At 34.3% G+C, this 17,750-nt stretch carries 11 protein-coding genes, 1 pseudogene and 1 riboswitch; of the genes and pseudogenes, 1 reads left to right on the top strand and 11 read right to left on the bottom strand.

Annotation, left to right across the window (positions count from 1 at the left end; all coding sequences use genetic code 11):
* Positions 1-163: 163 nt before the first annotated feature.
* Positions 164-2,281: a transglycosylase domain-containing protein gene (locus tag ACUL40_RS25350; protein ID WP_000756288.1), complete on the bottom strand. Its 2,118-nt coding sequence runs from the start codon at positions 2,279-2,281 to the stop codon at positions 164-166.
* Between the two features lie 127 nt (positions 2,282-2,408).
* Here ACUL40_RS25350 and hmoB point away from each other — a divergent pair, with 127 nt between their 5' ends.
* On the top strand, positions 2,409-2,906 hold the full coding sequence (gene hmoB / locus ACUL40_RS25345) for a heme-degrading monooxygenase HmoB (RefSeq protein WP_000644067.1): 498 nt from the start codon (positions 2,409-2,411) through the stop codon (positions 2,904-2,906).
* Between the two features lie 211 nt (positions 2,907-3,117).
* Here the strand turns inward: hmoB and ACUL40_RS25340 are convergent, their stop codons facing one another.
* The 10 genes and pseudogenes from ACUL40_RS25340 to ACUL40_RS25295 all read right to left on the bottom strand — a co-directional run bounded on the left by ACUL40_RS25340 (position 3,118) and on the right by ACUL40_RS25295 (position 17,745).
* Positions 3,118-4,533: a PH domain-containing protein gene (locus tag ACUL40_RS25340; RefSeq protein ID WP_000278131.1), complete on the bottom strand. Its 1,416-nt coding sequence runs from the start codon at positions 4,531-4,533 to the stop codon at positions 3,118-3,120.
* Positions 4,526-5,002 carry a PH domain-containing protein gene (locus tag ACUL40_RS25335; protein WP_001182728.1) on the bottom strand — a complete coding sequence of 159 codons (477 nt, stop codon included), beginning with the start codon at positions 5,000-5,002 and terminating at the stop codon, positions 4,526-4,528. The genes ACUL40_RS25340 and ACUL40_RS25335 overlap by 8 nt, the downstream gene beginning before the upstream one ends.
* A 230-nt stretch (positions 5,003-5,232) precedes the next feature.
* On the bottom strand, positions 5,233-6,174 hold the full coding sequence (locus ACUL40_RS25330) for a DMT family transporter (protein WP_000939625.1): 942 nt from the start codon (positions 6,172-6,174) through the stop codon (positions 5,233-5,235).
* Between the two features lie 91 nt (positions 6,175-6,265).
* Positions 6,266-6,523, bottom strand: a pseudogene (locus tag ACUL40_RS25325) (hypothetical protein); the annotation flags it as partial.
* A gap of 478 nt (positions 6,524-7,001) precedes the next feature.
* Entirely contained in the window at positions 7,002-13,844 is a 6,843-nt protein-coding gene (locus ACUL40_RS25320; RefSeq protein ID WP_445423154.1) for a SpaA isopeptide-forming pilin-related protein, read from the bottom strand.
* 59 nt (positions 13,845-13,903) lie between these two features.
* A riboswitch (cyclic di-GMP riboswitch) is annotated at positions 13,904-13,996 on the bottom strand.
* 172 nt (positions 13,997-14,168) lie between these two features.
* Positions 14,169-14,705, bottom strand: a complete 537-nt coding sequence (locus ACUL40_RS25315; protein ID WP_000028021.1) for a TetR/AcrR family transcriptional regulator — start codon at positions 14,703-14,705, stop codon at positions 14,169-14,171.
* 338 nt (positions 14,706-15,043) lie between these two features.
* Entirely contained in the window at positions 15,044-15,310 is a 267-nt protein-coding gene (locus ACUL40_RS25310; RefSeq protein ID WP_445422704.1) for a CPCC family cysteine-rich protein, read from the bottom strand.
* Complete coding sequence (locus tag ACUL40_RS25305; protein WP_000033012.1) at positions 15,307-15,744, bottom strand: hypothetical protein; 438 nt, start codon at positions 15,742-15,744, stop codon at positions 15,307-15,309. Before ACUL40_RS25305 ends, ACUL40_RS25310 begins: the two co-directional genes overlap by 4 nt.
* A gap of 92 nt (positions 15,745-15,836) precedes the next feature.
* Complete coding sequence (locus ACUL40_RS25300; RefSeq protein WP_063220302.1) at positions 15,837-17,276, bottom strand: PH domain-containing protein; 1,440 nt, start codon at positions 17,274-17,276, stop codon at positions 15,837-15,839.
* Complete coding sequence (locus tag ACUL40_RS25295) at positions 17,269-17,745, bottom strand: PH domain-containing protein (protein ID WP_000377670.1); 477 nt, start codon at positions 17,743-17,745, stop codon at positions 17,269-17,271. The genes ACUL40_RS25300 and ACUL40_RS25295 overlap by 8 nt, the downstream gene beginning before the upstream one ends.
* Positions 17,746-17,750 lie beyond the last annotated feature (5 nt).

Raw genomic sequence — 17,750 nt, 5'->3', positions numbered from 1 at the left:
TCCTTACCAATGCTTCGAATACGTTCGATATTTATCTTTTTTTACTATACAGCTTGTAAAAACAAAATGCATAATATTATGTACGTTGTTCATTAAATTGACACAAACACTCTTAAAAACGCTTACTATTTTCACAACATTCTTATTATAACACAGAGAAAAACTATGGTTTAGCTACTTTTGACTTTTCTCCTTCACGATTCGTTTGTGTATTATATGGTACAACGTAAAAGCTCGGTTTTGAAAATATGTTAACGAACTTTTCCTCATATTCCCCAGCACCATTTACAGTGCTAACATGCGTATGAATTCCGTTCTCCACTCTATAGATTCGGTACATAATTCTGTTATCTGGAAGTGGCGTCCAGCTTAATTTTGCTTTAAATAAACCGAAAGGGCTAAATGATAATTTCATTTTTACATCTTCAATTTTGCGCAGCCGAATCGGAGCGCCGATTGTTTCCACACCTTCAGGCTTCATAAACTTCTCTTTATGTTCTACATTAGCCTTCGTTAAAATTTTCTTAAACAATTTTGTCGCAGATGCACTTTCTCCTTGCAACTGATGCTCCTTATCCGTACGGTCATAACCAATCCAAACAGCGCCTACTAAGTTCGGTGTATAACCAACGAACCACATATCTCTTGCTCCCTTATCGTCATTTGGCAATGAAGTTGTACCCGTTTTTCCAGCTAACGCACCGTTATATACACCCACTCTTGCTGTCCCTTCCTTCACAACTCCTTCTAGCATTTTCGTCATATACCATGCTGTCTGCTTCGAGAAGATTTTTGTCTCTACTTTTGGAGATTCCCCAATGACTGCACCGTGTCTGTTTAATACTTTATCAATAACGTGCGGCTCGATAATATTTCCATTTGCTAAAAATGAACGGTACATTTTTACAAGATCAAATGTTGAAACGCCATTTTTCAATCCGCCAAGCGCTGTACTTAAACCAGCATCTGCAATATGAACATTTCCTTTTTCTAAATATTGCTTTCCTTCTTCTACCCCTAACTCATTTAATAAAGAAACTGCCGGTACATTTGCCGACTCTAAAATCGCATCATACATCGTCATTTCTTTTGAATACTCATGATTATAATTTCGAGGTTCATACCCTTCAAAAGAATTTCTTTCATTCGTTAATAAAGAATACGGATTATACTTTTTCGTTTCTAGTGCTGGTGCATAAACGATAAGTGGTTTTAAAACAGATCCAGGCTGCCTTTTGGCAAAAACACGATTAAATCCTCTCGGGACGTACTTTCTTCCCCCAATCGCCGCTTTAATCCCTCCCGTACGATTATCCATTAATAAGAAAGCACCTTGCGCCCCCTCTTCTTTCCCAGGGAAATTCCTTGCATCTTGAAACTGGTTATATGCTACCTTTTGAATCTTTTCATCCATAGGTACGACAAACGTATATCCTCCGCGAAGTACTTCTTGATGAGACAATCCGTATAAACGAGCGGCTTCATCTATGACCATATCAATATACGGCATATATGCAAGCTCATTCTCATCTAAATTTTTATATAGAGCAATTGTCTTCCCTTGATAACGAACGCTTTCTTCTGCAGTCAAATAGCCTTGTTTATGCATAAGTGACAACACTAGATCACGGCGTTCCTTACTCTTCTCTGCAGAATAGTACGGTGAATATCCGTTTGGTGACTTCGGAAGGCCTGCAAGCATTGCCCCTTCCTCTACTGTTAAATCCTCAACATTTTTATTAAAATACAACTTTGCTGCCGCTTGAATACCGTAAGCCCCATGACCAAAATAAATATGATTCATATACATTTCAAGAATTTGTTGCTTCGTATATTTTTGCTCTAATTGAAGAGAAATTGCGACTTCCTTCAATTTGCGCGTAAATGTTTTTTCACGAGTTAAAAAGACGTTTTTAGCGAGTTGCTGCGTAATGGTACTACCGCCCTCTACTTTCTCTCTAGCTAACGTATCTTTATAAAGAGCACGGAATATAGACGGATAATCAATCCCTTGATGCTCATAAAAACGAGAATCTTCCACCGCAACAAACGCCTGCTGCACATACTTCGGAATTTGCTCGATCGGTACGAGCTCTCTATTTTCTACGTATAATTTCGTAATTTCTTTCCCTTTCTGGTCAACGATACGTGATGAAGAGTGGAAAACGAGCTGCTTTTCATCCATCATATAGCCACCAGCTAACACGATAAGTTTATAGATTACAATCGCTACTACGAACGTTGCGACGCCGCCTAATAAAGTCCACTTTACTTTCTTCATACATCGTCCTTCTTTCCAAATGATGGTACATTTATTATTTGAAAAAGAAGTATCTTTATGTATATAATCTTCGAAGTTTTTTAAGAGAGTTGATATAATAGAAACAAACTATTAAGGGGGCATTAAAATGAAGGCTATTATTTCATACGAAACACCTCTAGAACAAGCACATTTCACTGCAAAAAATGATGAAAAAAATATGTTTTATAAAGAAAATACAGAAGAATCTGTAGAAGGTTCACTTCAGTATGACGTACTAGATGCTGTCGGTGAATTTAAAGGACAACCTGGCTATATCGTTTGTAACAACATTTCTGTCACAGACGAAGGTCGCCCTGTATTTGAAAACCGCTTTAAAAACCGCGCAGGCCTTATTGAAAACGAACCAGGATTCCAAGCAATCCGTGTTCTACGTCCATTAAGTAACGATACATACGTCATCTTAACGATGTGGGAAACAGAGCAAAACTTTAAAGACTGGACAGAATCACGTTCATTCGAAAACGCTCATAAGAAACGCCCTGTACAAGCAGAAGGACAAGCTCCAGCGCATCCACATGCGGAACAGCAAAAGAGTATTTTCTCTCGTCCATCTTTTGTGACTACTTTTGATGTGTTAGTTTAATTAAAACATAATACAACACTAACAGTACGTGAAATTATATTAACGATTTTCCGAATATATCTATCATATCTTTGAATATATCAACGATTTTCCGAATATATCTATCACATCTTGAAATATATCAACGATTTTCCGAATATATCTATCATATCTTGAAATATATCAACGATTCGACTAAAGATATCAATTTAATGACAAAAAGGAAACACCATTACACACCGGTGTTTCCTTTTTCTTTGTACCAATTATATATACGAAGTGAATCTTTTTTTCTCATATGCTTTACTTCATAACCGCGCCCAGCTACCGCTACAAGAGTTGTACATAATTCATCTTTTCTTTGAAAATACGATTGATTATAACCTACTGCTTGAACATGTCTTCTTCGCATTATTCCTGTATATTTCGAAAAATTACGATATACAACCGTTAGTTGATTTTCTCTTAATTCATAACCGCCACTTTTATATCTAGCATACGCAAGTAACGAAAACACGATAAATAATGGTAAAATAACAAACAACGCAATATATTGTTTAAAATATATACTCACGCTGGCAATTAGAACTGTGAGTATGATACTTATTAACCAGCCCATAATGAAATAACGACGCAACGCTGTTTTTGGTAAGTGAACGATCTCCGCTTCGATTTCATATGGTAACTCTAAATATGTGATCAGGTGCTGTACATCTTTTTTCTTCATAAATGGATGCAACATTACTTCGTTACTTGCTGCTCCAATACTTTGAATTGCTTCCACTTCAACAGCACAATAGCCAAACGGCTGGCGAAGCATACCTTCTTTTACAGTAATCGCTTGAATGCGGTGCAATTTTAAGACAAACTCTTTCTTTTCAAATAATCCTTGAACGATACGAATCTCTTCCCCTTTTCGCTCAATTTTAAAGTTTGCATATTTCAACACATATCCAGCCGTGGAAATAATCCACGAAATTGCCATTAAAATTAATGCAATTACAATTAGTTTATAAACACCGTTTCCCATCACATACGCTTCTACTTTACTTGTGAATCCTTCAGGAAGAACAAAATCAAACTTTGTGTAAAGAAGTACCAGTCCAGAGAACACTAGTCCGAACCGACCAGATGTAATCGCTGCGGCTAAAACCTCTTTCGCTGTTAACTGATAAACCGTCTTGCTTTCTTCCTCTTCTATTTCTTCTTTTACAGTAGTTTCTTTCTTATGTAATAAAGAAATTAAATGTTTTGCCTCGTCTTCTTTAATACCAGCCAACATCACTTCTGGTTCATTACCACCACCGGCTACTTCTATATTTAACTTCATAAGTCCGAGCATTTGATAAATGATGTTAGAAGACGTACTAATATTTTGTACACGCTCTTTATTTAAATAGCTTTCCTTCTTTACAAAAACACCGTGCTTTATATGTAAAATATTATTCTCAATCCAGTACACTTTAAAATACCATTTAATTGCTGAAAAAATAGCCATGATGAATAAAACAACCAGAAGAAAAAGATAAAATAAATACCAAGGTTCCACTTGTTCATCAGGTTTAAATAAAACAAGAATAATAAGTGGCAACAAACTCGCAATCCTAATACCTAACAATATCGTAATCGGATGTTGCCTCTTATACATCCTTATCACTCACTTTCGCAAGTTCTCCAATTTGTCTTTTCAGCTGTTCTGCTTCTTCTTTCGTTAAACCTGGAATACTATGAGAAGTTGCGGCTGTTGAAATATGTAATTCTGCTAAATTATACTTTCTCATGATCGGCCCTTGCTCAATCGTTACGTGCTGCACACGGATCATCGGAATAAGTACGCGTTTTACAACAAACATTCCCTTTTGAATCTCAATCTCTTCTTCATTTAATCTGTAACTATAATAGCGTTGACGTAAATTTGGAAACACAAAATAATCAAGGGGAATAAATGTAATAGCTCCTGTTACTAATAGTCCGAACAACCAGCCCCACCAGTTAAAGTTAATCATAAAAAAGAAATACGCAATTACGACTGTTAGTATAACTACCGCCCCAATTAAAGCGTGCATCCTCCACACTTTCAGCATATTAGAATGAATCTCCCTTTCTAACGGCTGCATCTCATCACTCCAATTCTATGAATTTATTACTTATATATTATCAAAAAATAAGATTTTATATACATTTTTGTAAATTTATAGTCAAATGAAAATAGTTGAATCAAAAGCATATTAAAGAAACACATACCTCAGTTTTGAAAATTATGTATTATAAATATGAATTATATTGAACTAAAATAAACCTTACATGATTCATGCAAGGTTTATCGTTTTATACACAATATATTTCATTATTGTTGAGATATACTAGCATCGCTTTCAATTCGCTTTTCTTTTTGGCTTAGTTTTTTATCTTTAGATTTTTTTAATGTTAAAGTCATGCCAATAAAAATAAAAAGAATTCCTGTTATTTGCATTAAAGTTGGACGGAATCCAGTAAGTACAGTATCTAATAATATTGCCACTGCCGGATCTAAAAAAACTAATATTGAGATGGTTTTTGTAGATAAATAGCGTAAACTATCAAAAAACAGATAATATACTATCCCTGTGTGAATAAAACCAGTAGCTATAATATATGTCCAATTACTTTGAGTGAGGCCACTAAAAGCATCTAAATCTATAAATGGTATTAAAAGAAATATCCCCAAGAATGTTTGTAAAAATGTCATTGCATACGCACTCATTTTGTTAATCCCTTTACCAAATAAAGTTGTAAATGCATAAAAGAGAGCCGCAAGAAATCCCCATATCATACCTGAAGACATTAATGAGCCGACAGAGAAGCTTCCATCAATACCAGCAATTAATAAAGCTCCTGCAAAACACACAATTATTGAAATGATAGATATGAATGTTAATTTTTCTTTAAAGACGATACTTCCAATTAACAGTACAATTACTGGTGCAAGATGATAAACTGAGATAGCAATGGTAACTGACATATTTTCAAAGGCTTTAAATAAGAAAACCCAATTAAATACTAAGAAAAAACCACATATTAAAACTTGAATAACTTCTTTTCGTTCCCATTTATCTTGTTTATATTGCCCTGTAAGCAACCAGCATACACTTAAAAATATTGTCGCAAAAATACACCTTACAAACACTAATTCAAACGAAGGTAAGTTTGTTTGAACAGAAAAAAATCCAACTGATCCAAAGATAACCATTGATGCTATCATCTTTAAGGCCGGTACCGTTTTCTCTTGCTTAAAACTCTTTTGAAGCAAATTAATCCCCCTCCAATAAAAACTCGGTTTATAGTGAGAAAAACACCAGCCTAAAAAAAGGACAGGTGCTTTTCCTCAAAAACACTCAATTGTAATCATTACTATTATCTAAAATATAATCTGGTGAATCAACATACTTTATATACCTTGAATAAGATCTAGCACGGCATTCACTGTACGCATCATCTTCCAAATTATAATAATCTAACTGTGCTTGTGTTAATAAACGATGATTCTCTTCCTCTTGTAAAAAGATTTCATTTGAGATTTCAAGGAATCCTTTAGATTCAAATTCATGTACCTTTTCTTCTATGCTAAACCCATTCATTTTACTAAGAACAAACGTCATTATAAAAACCTCCACACTATTGTATTTTTCTATCTCACCCTATGTTAGAAATGCAATAAGTAACCGAGATTCTTGCTTAATAAAATTTGAAATTATGATATTCAATTAATACACCAAATGAAATATATGTAATTCATTAAAATTATTTATTAAGCAATATTATATATCCTTTTGGTTATTTTTTCTAATTATCTGAAGATTTATTAACATTAGTCTTAATATTCGAAATTAAAGAAATGGATTTTTCAGAAAGATAAAACTGCGCGTATTGCAATTATTTATGTATATAACTTTTTTAAAAATTATATTTTAAATATAGCTAGTTTTTTATAAATTTTTTGATATAATTACATACGGGAAAAGGGAAGAATTTTGTCTTCCCTTGTGTTTTTATTTGCATCTAGTACTTTTGCTAGATGCTTTTTTTTATGCTAAAAAAGGTATCCTCAAATACTTTGAGGATACCTTTTCACCTTTATTATCTCTGCTGTTTTCTACCTAATACGAGTAACCCAAAACTCATCATTACAAGAAGTGCTCCCATATATGGTTCCACAGGCATTTTCTGCCCTGTCTTCGGTAATTCTTTTTCAGGTTTCTCTGGATTCGGTGTCCCTGGCTTTTCTGGATCTGGTGTTCCAGGTTTTTCTGGATTCGGTGTTCCAGGTTTCTCCGGATCCGGTGTTCCAGGCTTTTCTGGATCTGGTGTTCCAGGTTTTTCTGGATTCGGTGTTCCAGGTTTCTCCGGATCCGGTGTTCCAGGCTTTTCTGGATCTGGTGTTCCAGGTTTTTCTGGATCTGGTGTTCCAGGTTTTTCTGGATCTGGTGTTCCAGGCTTTTCTGGATCTGGTGTTTCTGGACCTGGTGGTGCTAAATGATTCAATTTGTTTAATACTTCTAATTGAACTGCATTTATCATTCCATTTGTAATTTCAAATGGAATTGGATTAGTTAATTTTTCATATCCCTTTGGTGCTTCTACTTCTACTAGTGTGTAGTTACCTACAGATAGATCTGTGATTTTTGCCTTTCCATCTTTATCTGTTGTTACTTTCACTACTACTTTTCCCTTTTCATCATGAACTTCAAACACAGCTCCTGATAAGACTTCCTTGCTTTCAGTGGCCATTTTTGTAATCTCCACTGCACCTTTGTCTAACTGTTCGTTCTCTACTTTCAATGATAAGACTTTTGTCATACCTTTTGTAATTTCGAATGATACTGGTTCCGTTAACTTTTTGTAACCTGGTAAGCTCTTCGTCTCTACTAATTTGTATTTTCCTACTGATAGATCTGAAACGTTTGCTTTTCCTTCTTTATCCGTCGTTACTTTCGCAACTACTTTGCCTTTTGAGTCACGTACTTCAAATACAACATTTTCTAATGGTGCTTTACTGTCTTTATCTATTTTTGTGATTTCTACATTCCCCGTATCTACCATTTCATTTTCTACAGTGAACGCTAAAGATTTTGTCATACCTTTTGTAATTTCAAATGGTACAGGCTTTTCTAATTTTTTGTAGCCTGGTAAACTCTCTACTTCTACTAGCTTGTACTTTCCTACTGATAAATCTGAAACTGTTGCTTTTCCAGCTTTATCTGTCGTTACTTTCGTTACTACCTTGCCTTTGTCGTCTTGTACTTCAAAGACTACACCTGCTAACGGTGCCTTATTATCTTTATCTATTTTTGTAATTTCTACATTTCCCGTATCTACCATTTCATTTTCTATTTTTAATGATAGAACTTCTGTCATACCTTTTGTAATTTCAAACGATACTGGTTCTGTTAATTGTTTGTAACCTGGTAAGCTTTCTTTCTCTACTAATTTGTACTTTCCTACAGATAAGTCTGAAATGTTTACTTTTCCATCTTTATCTGTCGTTACTTCTGTTACTACTTTGCCTTGCTCATCTTGTACTTCGAAGACTACGCCTTCTAATACTTTTTGGCTATCTTTATCTACTTTTGTGATTTCTACTGAACCTTTGTCTAACTGTTCATTCTCTACTTTTAATGATAAGACTTCTGTCATACCTTTTTTAATTTCGAATGATACTGGCTCTGTTAGCTTTTTGTAACCTGGTAAGCTTTCTTTCTCTACTAATTTGTACTTTCCTACAGATAAGTCTGAGATTTTTGCTTTACCATTTTTATCTGTTTTTACTTCTGTTACTACTTTTCCTTTGTCGTCTTGTACTTCGAAGACTACGCCTTCTAATACTTTTTGACTATCTTTATCTACTTTTGTAATTTCTACTGAACCTTTGTCTAACTGTTCATTCTCTACTTTTAATGATAAGACTTCTGTCATACCCTTTTTAGTTTCGAATGATACTGGCTCTGTTAGCTTTTTGTAGCCTGGTAAGCTTTCTACTTCTACTAGTTTGTAATTCCCTACAGATAGATCTGAAATTTTCGCTTTTCCTTCTTTATCTGTCGTTACTTTTGTTACTACTTTGCCTTTTTCATCTTGCACTTCGAATGTTACGCCCGCTAATACTGCGCCACTTTCTTTGTCCACTTTTGTAATTTCTACTGAACCTTTATCTAACTGTTCGTTCTCTACTTTCAATGATAAGACTTTTGTCATACCTTTTTTAATTTCGAATGATACTGGTTCCGTTAACTTTTTGTAACCTGGTAAGCTTTCTTTCTCTACTAATTTGTACTTTCCTACAGATAAGTCTGAGATTTTTGCTTTACCATTTTTATCTGTTTGTACTTCTGTTACTACTTTGCCTTTGTCGTCTTGTACTTCGAAGACTACGCCTTCTAATACTTTTTGACTATCTTTATCTACTTTTGTAATTTCTACTGAACCTTTGTCTAACTGTTCATTCTCTACTTTTAATGATAAGACTTCTATCATACCCTTTTTAATTTCGAATGATACTGGCTCTGTTAGCTTTTTGTAGCCTGGTAAGCTTTCTACTTCTACTAGTTTGTAATTCCCTACAGATAGATCTGAAATTTTCGCTTTTCCTTCTTTATCTGTTGTTACTTTTGTTACTACTTTGCCTTGCTCATCTTGCACTTCGAATGTTACGCCTTTTAATAACGCGCCACTTTCTTTGTCCACTTTTGTAATTTCTACTGAACCTTTATCTACTAGTTCATTCTCTACTTTTAGTGATAAGACTTCTGTCATACCTTTTTTGATTTCGAATGATACTGGTTTCGCTAGTTTTTTATATCCTGGTAAGCTTTCTACCTCTACTAGCTTATATTTTCCTACTGGTAAATCTGAAATTGTTGCTTTTCCTTCTTTATCTGTCGTTACTTTTGTTACTACTTTGCCTTTTTCATCTTGCACTTCGAATGTTACGCCCGCTAATACTGCGCCACTTTCTTTGTCTACTTTTGTAATTTCTACTGAACCTTTATCTAACAGTTCGTTCTCTACTTTCAATGATAAAACTTTCGTCATACCTTTTGTAATTTCGAATGATACTGGTTCCGTTAACTTTTTGTAACCTGGTAAGCTCTTCGTCTCTACTAATTTGTATTTTCCTACTGATAGATCTGAAACGTTTGCTTTTCCTTCTTTATCTGTCGTTACTTCTGTTACTACTTTGCCTTTGTCGTCTTGAACTTCGAAGACTACGCCTTCTAATACTTTTTGACTATCTTTATCTACTTTTGTTACTTCCACATTTCCCTTGTCTAACATTTCGTTTTCTACTGTTAAAGCAAGAGATTTTGTCATGCCTTTTTCAATTTGGAAAGTAATCGGATCTACTAATTGTTTATACCCTTTTGGTGCCTTTACTTCTACTAACTTGTATGTGCCGACTGATAAATTAGTAACTTGTGCTTGTCCTTTTTTATCTGTCGTTATTTTAGCGACTACTTGTCCTGCTTCATCTTGAATCTCAAATACTGCATCAGCTAAAGCATCTTTATTTTCTTTATCTACTTTTGTAATTTCTACATTTCCTGTATCCACTAATTCATTTTCTACTGTTAGCTTTAGCGCTGTTACTCTACCCTTTTCAATTTCGAATGAAATTGGCTTTTCTAGTGGTTTGTATCCTGCCGGTGTTTCTACTTCTACTAACTCATACTTTCCAATAGGTAAATCTGAAACGTTTGCTTTTCCTTCTTTATCCGTCGTTACTTTTGCAACTACTTTTCCTTTTGAATCACGTACTTCAAATACAACATTTTCTAATGGAGCTTTACTATCTTTATCTATTTTTGTTATCTCTACATTCCCTGTATCCACCATTTCATTTTCTACTTTTAATGATAGAACCTCAGTCATGCCTTTTTTAATTTCAAATGATACTGGTTTTTCTAACTTTTTATAACCAGGTAAACTTTCTACCTCTACTAATTCATACTTTCCTACAGGTAAATCTGAAACATTTGCTTTTCCTTCTTTATCTGTCGTTACTTTCGTAACTTCCTTACCCTTTTCATCTTGTACGATGAATGTTACTCCCGCTAACGGTGCTTTATTATCTTTATCTATCTTTATTATCTCTATATTTCCCGTATCTACCATTTCATTTTCTATTTTTAATGATAAGATCTCGGTCATACCTTTTGTAATTTCAAACGATACTGGCTCTGTTAATTTCTTATAGCCTGGTAAACTTTCTTTCTCTACTAATTTGTACTTTCCTACTGATAGATCTGAGATTTTTGCTTTACCATCTTTATCTGTTTTTACTTCCTTTACTACTGTTCCAGCTTCATCTTGCACTTCAAAGACTACGCCTTTTAATGCTTTTTTGCTGTCTTTATCTATTTTTGTAATTTCTACTGAACCTTTATCTAACTGTTCATTTTCTACTTTCAACGATAGGACTGTTGTCATACCTTTTGTAATTTCGAATGATACTGAATCTGTTAGCTTTTTGTAGCCTGGTAAACTTTTCGTCTCTACTAATTTGTACTTCCCTACTGATAAATCAGAGATTTTTGCTTTACCATCTTTATCTGTTTTTACTTCTGTTACTACTTTGCCTTGCTCATCTTGCACTTCGAAGACTACGCCTTCTAGTACTTTTTGGCTATCTTTATCTATTTTTGTAATTTCTACTGAGCCTTTGTCTAACTGCTCATTTTCTACTTTTATTGCTAAAGCTTTTGTCATACCTTTTTTTATTTCAAATGGTACTGGTTCTGTTAGCTTTTTATAACCTGGTAAGCTTTTTGTCTCTACTAATTTGTACTTTCCTACTGATAGATCTGAAACGTTTGCTTTTCCATCTTTATCTGTTACTACTTTTCTTACTACTTCATCTTTCTCATCTTGGACTTCAAATTCGACACCCGCTAATACTGCTCCGTTTTCTTTGTCCACTTTTGTAATTTCTATATTACCTTTGTCTACCATTGCATTTTCCACTTGTATTGGGAATATGCCGTCCCCTGTTACATTTACTTCGAACTCTGCTTCTTTTAATTGGTAGCCTTCAGGTGCTTTCGTTTCTTTTAAAATATATTTCCCTGGTGCTAACGGTTTAGAGATTGCCTTACCATCTTTATCTGTAACAATATGTTCGACTACTACACCGTCTTTTACTATATCAAACTCTGCATTTGCTAATGGTTTTTCACCATTTTCCGAATCAATTTTCTTTACTTCAATTTGACCCTTTTGCATAGTATTTTTAATTTCAATTGTTTTTGTTTCTCCAGCTTGAAGTGTAACCTCTACTGGTTCTTTTAATTTTTGATATCCTTCTGGTGCTACTGTTTCATAAACTTTATACGTTCCAGGAGCTAAAGTTTGAGGTACTGAAAAACCTTTTTCGTCCGTTTTCAGTTTTGCAACAACTTCGTTTGTACTATTTCGAACTTCAAATTCGGCACCTTTTAACCCTTTGTTCGGATTCTCAGAATCTATTTTATGAATCGATACTGTACCGTCTTTTGGAGCTTCAGGCGGCGTAATAGTTACTTCTTTTGATGTTAATGTTTTATCATCAAAATGTAATTCCGCTTTATTAGGAATCTTCTTATCTACGTAAGAAGATAAGTCTGCATTATTTTTAATTTTCGCCTTGATACTAAGATTGATTCTCTGGTCTTCATATGACTTATAGTCAAAATTCTCACCAAACGTAAATGTTACTTCACTTCTTTGCTTATCTATCTTTAACGTTCCTTTAGAAGTAATATCTTGGCCATTTTGATCATACACTTTTGCCTCTAATACTTCTAAAACATCTTCTAAATCATCACGAATTACCATTGATGTGTATTTAGGAGGATCGTTTGGTATATGTGTACCAACTTGGTATTGAATCACTTGATCCATTTGTGTTAGCTGCTCATTCTCTACAAGCTTGCCATTCTCATCAACTATATTTTTTTCAATACTAGGTGGATTATCGTCACCTGAACCGGTTCCCCCTCCACCACTTACGAATACTTGTCCTACTTTTTCTTCAGTTTTAATATTTTTACCTTCTAATTTCACAGTATTTTTATGAGGCTTTGCAGAAGGATTAGTAATCTTTGTTTTATATCTTAAAATATAACCTTTTGAACTGTCTGGAAACTCAATTGTAAATCCAGCCTTTGTTGCATTAATTTTAATGTTAGATAAATCTGCTGGCTTAATATTTGTTGGTGCATAACCATCTTCAAATACAGCCTCTTCTAATACTACGCTGTCTGTAATTAACTCATGCCCAGGTCCTAATGTATCTGTTAATTTAAGATCTTGCATTTCTGTTCCAGTTGCATTTACATATACAAGCCAATCAGCAATCGAAGGATCTTCTTGATTATAAGAACCCCATTTCAATAGATTATCTGTATTGGGCTGTGGCTTCGGTCTCTCTGTCGTATTACTTACATTTACTTCTTTATTGACGATTTGACCATCAACGTTAAATTCTAATGGAATTTCTTTAACACCATCATATGCTTCTAGACCAAAGTAGAATTCTACGAATAAAGAACCTTTAATGTTATTCTTTCCTTCTACGTAATCCCCCATAGTACACGTTAATAGACCCTTTTTCATCTCACATGTACCAACTGTTTTTCCTTCAGCATCTTTTAAAGGAAAACTCATATTCATAAGGTCTTTTCGAAACTCTTTTGGCATATCAATTGTGAATTGATCTCCACTTTTTATTTTTTCTTTAGCTGACCACTTCACTTCTACTTTCATACCATCTGAGGCTTGATACGGTTCAGATGTCGTGCCATCAGTACGGGAAATATTAATTTCGTCCACTGGACTTTTCATCACAGCAGCTTGAATAACTGGAGCCCACACATTCAGCACTGAAAATAATACTAGAAAAACTAATGAAACCATTGAAATATGTCTTTTAGTACTTTTCATTTGCATAGTTCCCTCCTATTTTTTATATTTATATAACAAAAAAAGACCGTCCGGTTGCATCAAAAATGTGCAACCAGACGATCTTAGTAACCAATATGTATTACCGTAGACTCTAAGCTTTGCGGCCTATCCTTTCGAATAGTGTGCTAAAAATATCTTTTATTCTTTTTTTGTTTCATTTTCCTCTTAAACCAAATATTACTATACCGTCTGGACGGTTATAATTCAATACTCTATAAAATTGTTCTATTTTTCTAATAAAAAAAACAATTCACCACTACATTAAAGAAGCAATGGTGAATTATTTTTGCATTATATAGTTCGCATATTCTATTTATATGAATTACTAATAAGAGCTTGAATCACTTTTTCTCTTAACTCGGGGCTTAGTCTTCCAACCCCTAAATATTCCGAATACCATAATCCATCTGCTGCTAATCTAATAATTGTTGCACAAACTGCATCTATCTCATCGTTTTCTATATTCTTTTGCAGTTGCTGAAATGATTGTTGTAATGGCTCAAGTAATTCAGGTTTTAACATGAATGCTGCCATCATACTACTAGATAACTCTTCTGTTCTTCTCTCATTATTTAATCTTTCCTCTACAAAAGAGCGAACCCATCTCCCTTTCCTCTCTGAGTCTTCCGCTACTTTATTGTAAATGGCCCCTTCATAATCCTCTACCCCTCTGACTATCATACCTTCTATTAAAGCTTCTTTATTTGAAAAGTGATACAATAATCCACCTTTACTTACACCCGCCTCTTTTGCCACTGCTTCTAAGGTTAATTTAGCAACCCCTTTACATTGCACAATTTGAGAAGCGGCCGCCAAAATCTTTTGCCGCGTTATGCTTATACTCATTCCTTTTTAAAACCCCATTTCTACTAAATTTATATAAATACGAATCTTATTTTTAATATTGTTCATTACTACTAAGTATTTTCTTTATACAACAAAAGCTTCATTACCTTTGAATTTTTAGTTACTTATTCTATTAAAAATTTCCATATCATTCAATATGATAACATTAAACACACAAAGCTGACTATACATCTATACTTTTGTATTTATTGAAAATATATCCATTAATAAAATTTACCAATTTAGTCCTTCTTATTACCTTATAAGACGGCAGTAATTCTTTCAGCACTAAATAAAAAATGTTATTACTCCCATTGAATTGAGTAATAACATTTCACTTAACAAATTCGCTGCCAACTAGCATCCTTCACATCTTCACTAGTCGGTTTTCTAACTAATCCAATAAAACATTCCTCGCAAGCACCAAATACAATAAAATTTTTCTGTGCTTGTCTTAACGAGACTTCATTTGCACCGCCTTCAAAGTCAGGATTGTTAAACTGTACCTCATCATCTTCCCAGTAACATATATTACAAATTTCATATGTATCTGGTGGTTCTTCTTCTATTGTTCTATACCCGCAGCACGGACATGTATATTTCATTCTGTTACTCCATTATTCATTTCTTTTTTCTCCCATATATTCCGGCCCATAAAGAATGTCACAGCACAAATCATAGTTATCCCCATGAAAAATGTATTAGAATCTTCATATGTAGTTGGAATGCCTACCGTTACGAAAACAATACTAAAAGCTAAAAGTAGATATAATAATAAAGATATAATATAGCTGAGTTTAAATCGTAAAATGATACCTCTAAACAATAGCTCACCAAGTAGACAGCCACCTAAAATAATAGGTACTCCGAAATACAATGTAAGGACTCCCATTTGCGCAGTAGATTGAATTATCTTTCCAATTATGTTCGGCGAAACCAGCTCACTATTGTTTCCCATCCTATCATATAAATCAAGTGCTGTTGCTGAAATAAAGAAACTTAATATAGAAAATGAATACGGTATTAAAAATTTGCTCACTCTCATTCACCTCGCTTTTTTCTTTACATATATTATTCATTATTTTCGCATAAAAAAATCGCCCGTCTTCCGCGAAAGACGAGCCGTTCCACTTAATTCTCACTTAACTTCTTCTTATACCAATCCTGCATTCTCTCCGCATCTTCTACTCTCGTATGCTCTATTTTGTAACTAGATGATGCACTCGAAAACTTATACGTACATAAATCCGCACGGCGCTGGAAATATGATTGTGTCTTCTCCATTGATTGGACGTGTCTTCTTCTAATAAGTCCTGTATATTTTCCGACGCTACGATAGACAAGTGTAATTTGTTCTCCGTTAACACTGTAACCATTTGTTTTAAATGTTGCGTATCCAAGTGTAAAGATAAGGATTGCGAGCGGTAATAATGCCCACATGATGTAATACTTTTCAAAGTATATGCTTATTCCAGTAAGCGGGATTGCGAGCATAGCGAAAAAGATGAAACTATCAATGAGATAACGGCGCAATGCTGCTTTTGGTAACGAAGTAATATTTGCATTCAGTTCGTATGGTAATTGTAAATGCGTGAGTAACTGTTGCACTCGATCTTTTCGAATGATAGGATGCAGTGTAACTTTTTCTTTTTCGTCATCCGTTCCCTTACTTTGAATGACTTCTACTTGCACAGCACAATAACCGAACGGTTGGCGTAAAATACCTTCTTTTATCGTAATCCCTTGAATACGGTGCAATTTTAGTACGAGTTCTTTTTTCTCCAGTAATCCTTGCGAAATACGGACTTCGTCATTTCTTCGATTCACTGTAAAATCTCCATGTTTTAGCGCATAACCAATTGTCGATATAATCCACGAAAGGACGAGCAAAATAGCTATCATCAAAATCCAGCCATATATATCATGTTCCATTACATACGACTTTACGCTATTCTCTATCCATTTCGGAATGTACTCATCTACTTGGTGATACACAAAAAAGATTAATGAGAATAACAATCCAAATTGACCAGATGTAACAGAGGCTATTAAAATCTCTTTCCACGTTAATTTGTATTCTCTCGCTTGTTTTTCCTCTGTAATAATTTCTTTTACTTCTACTTCTTCTAATGTTTTTTCTACTTTCAATTCTGAAGCCGACTCATTTAACATTGCGATAAGCTCTGTCGCTTCTTCTACCGTAATTCCAGCTAAGCTAACTTCTGCTTCATCGCCTCCGCCAGCTGTTTCAATCTGAATTTTTTTCAAACCGAGCATTTGATATAGTACGTTAGAACTTGTATTAATCGTTTGAACACGTTCTTTATTTAAGTAGCTCTCCTTTTTCACAAAGAGACCTTGTTTCACATGTAATACGTTATTTTCAACCCAGTATGTTGTGTAATACCATTTTTCAAACGCTGAAAAGACGGTGAGTAAACCGAATGCAGCGGGAATTAAATACCAAAACGGGAACTTTCCGTTTAAGCTAAACATGAAAATAATGAGTGGTATAAAGTCTGTTATTTTTAACTCTAATAACATCGTGATTGGATGCTGCCTTTTATACATCCTCATCACTCACTTTCGCTAATTCTGCGATTTTCGTTTTCAACATTTCAGCTTCATACATCGTTAAACCTGGGATGCTATGAGAAGTTGCTGCTGTTGAAATGTGTAATTCTGCTAATCCGTATTTTCTCATAATTGGCCCTTGTTCAATCGTTACGTGCTGTACACGAATCATCGGCACTAATACGCGCTTAACAACGAAAAGGCCATGCTGAATTTCAAGTTCTTCTTCATTTAGTTGGTAGCTGTAATAACGTTGACGTAGTTTCGGAAACGTAAAGTAATCAAACGGTGTATATACGATTGTTAATCCGATGAGCACATAGAAAATCCAAGCCCACCAATTAAACTTAATCATAAAGAAAAGATATGCAAAAATGACTATAATACTGATTCCTAGCTCAATTAAAGAACGCGCTTTCCACACCTTGACCATGTCAGGGTGAATTTCATTTTTCAATGAATCCATGTAAC

It is taken from the genome of Bacillus sp. KNSH39 (assembly GCF_052656585.1).
The sequence above is the reverse complement of the archived record's forward strand: the minus strand, read 5'-3'. Positions and strand labels throughout refer to the sequence as shown.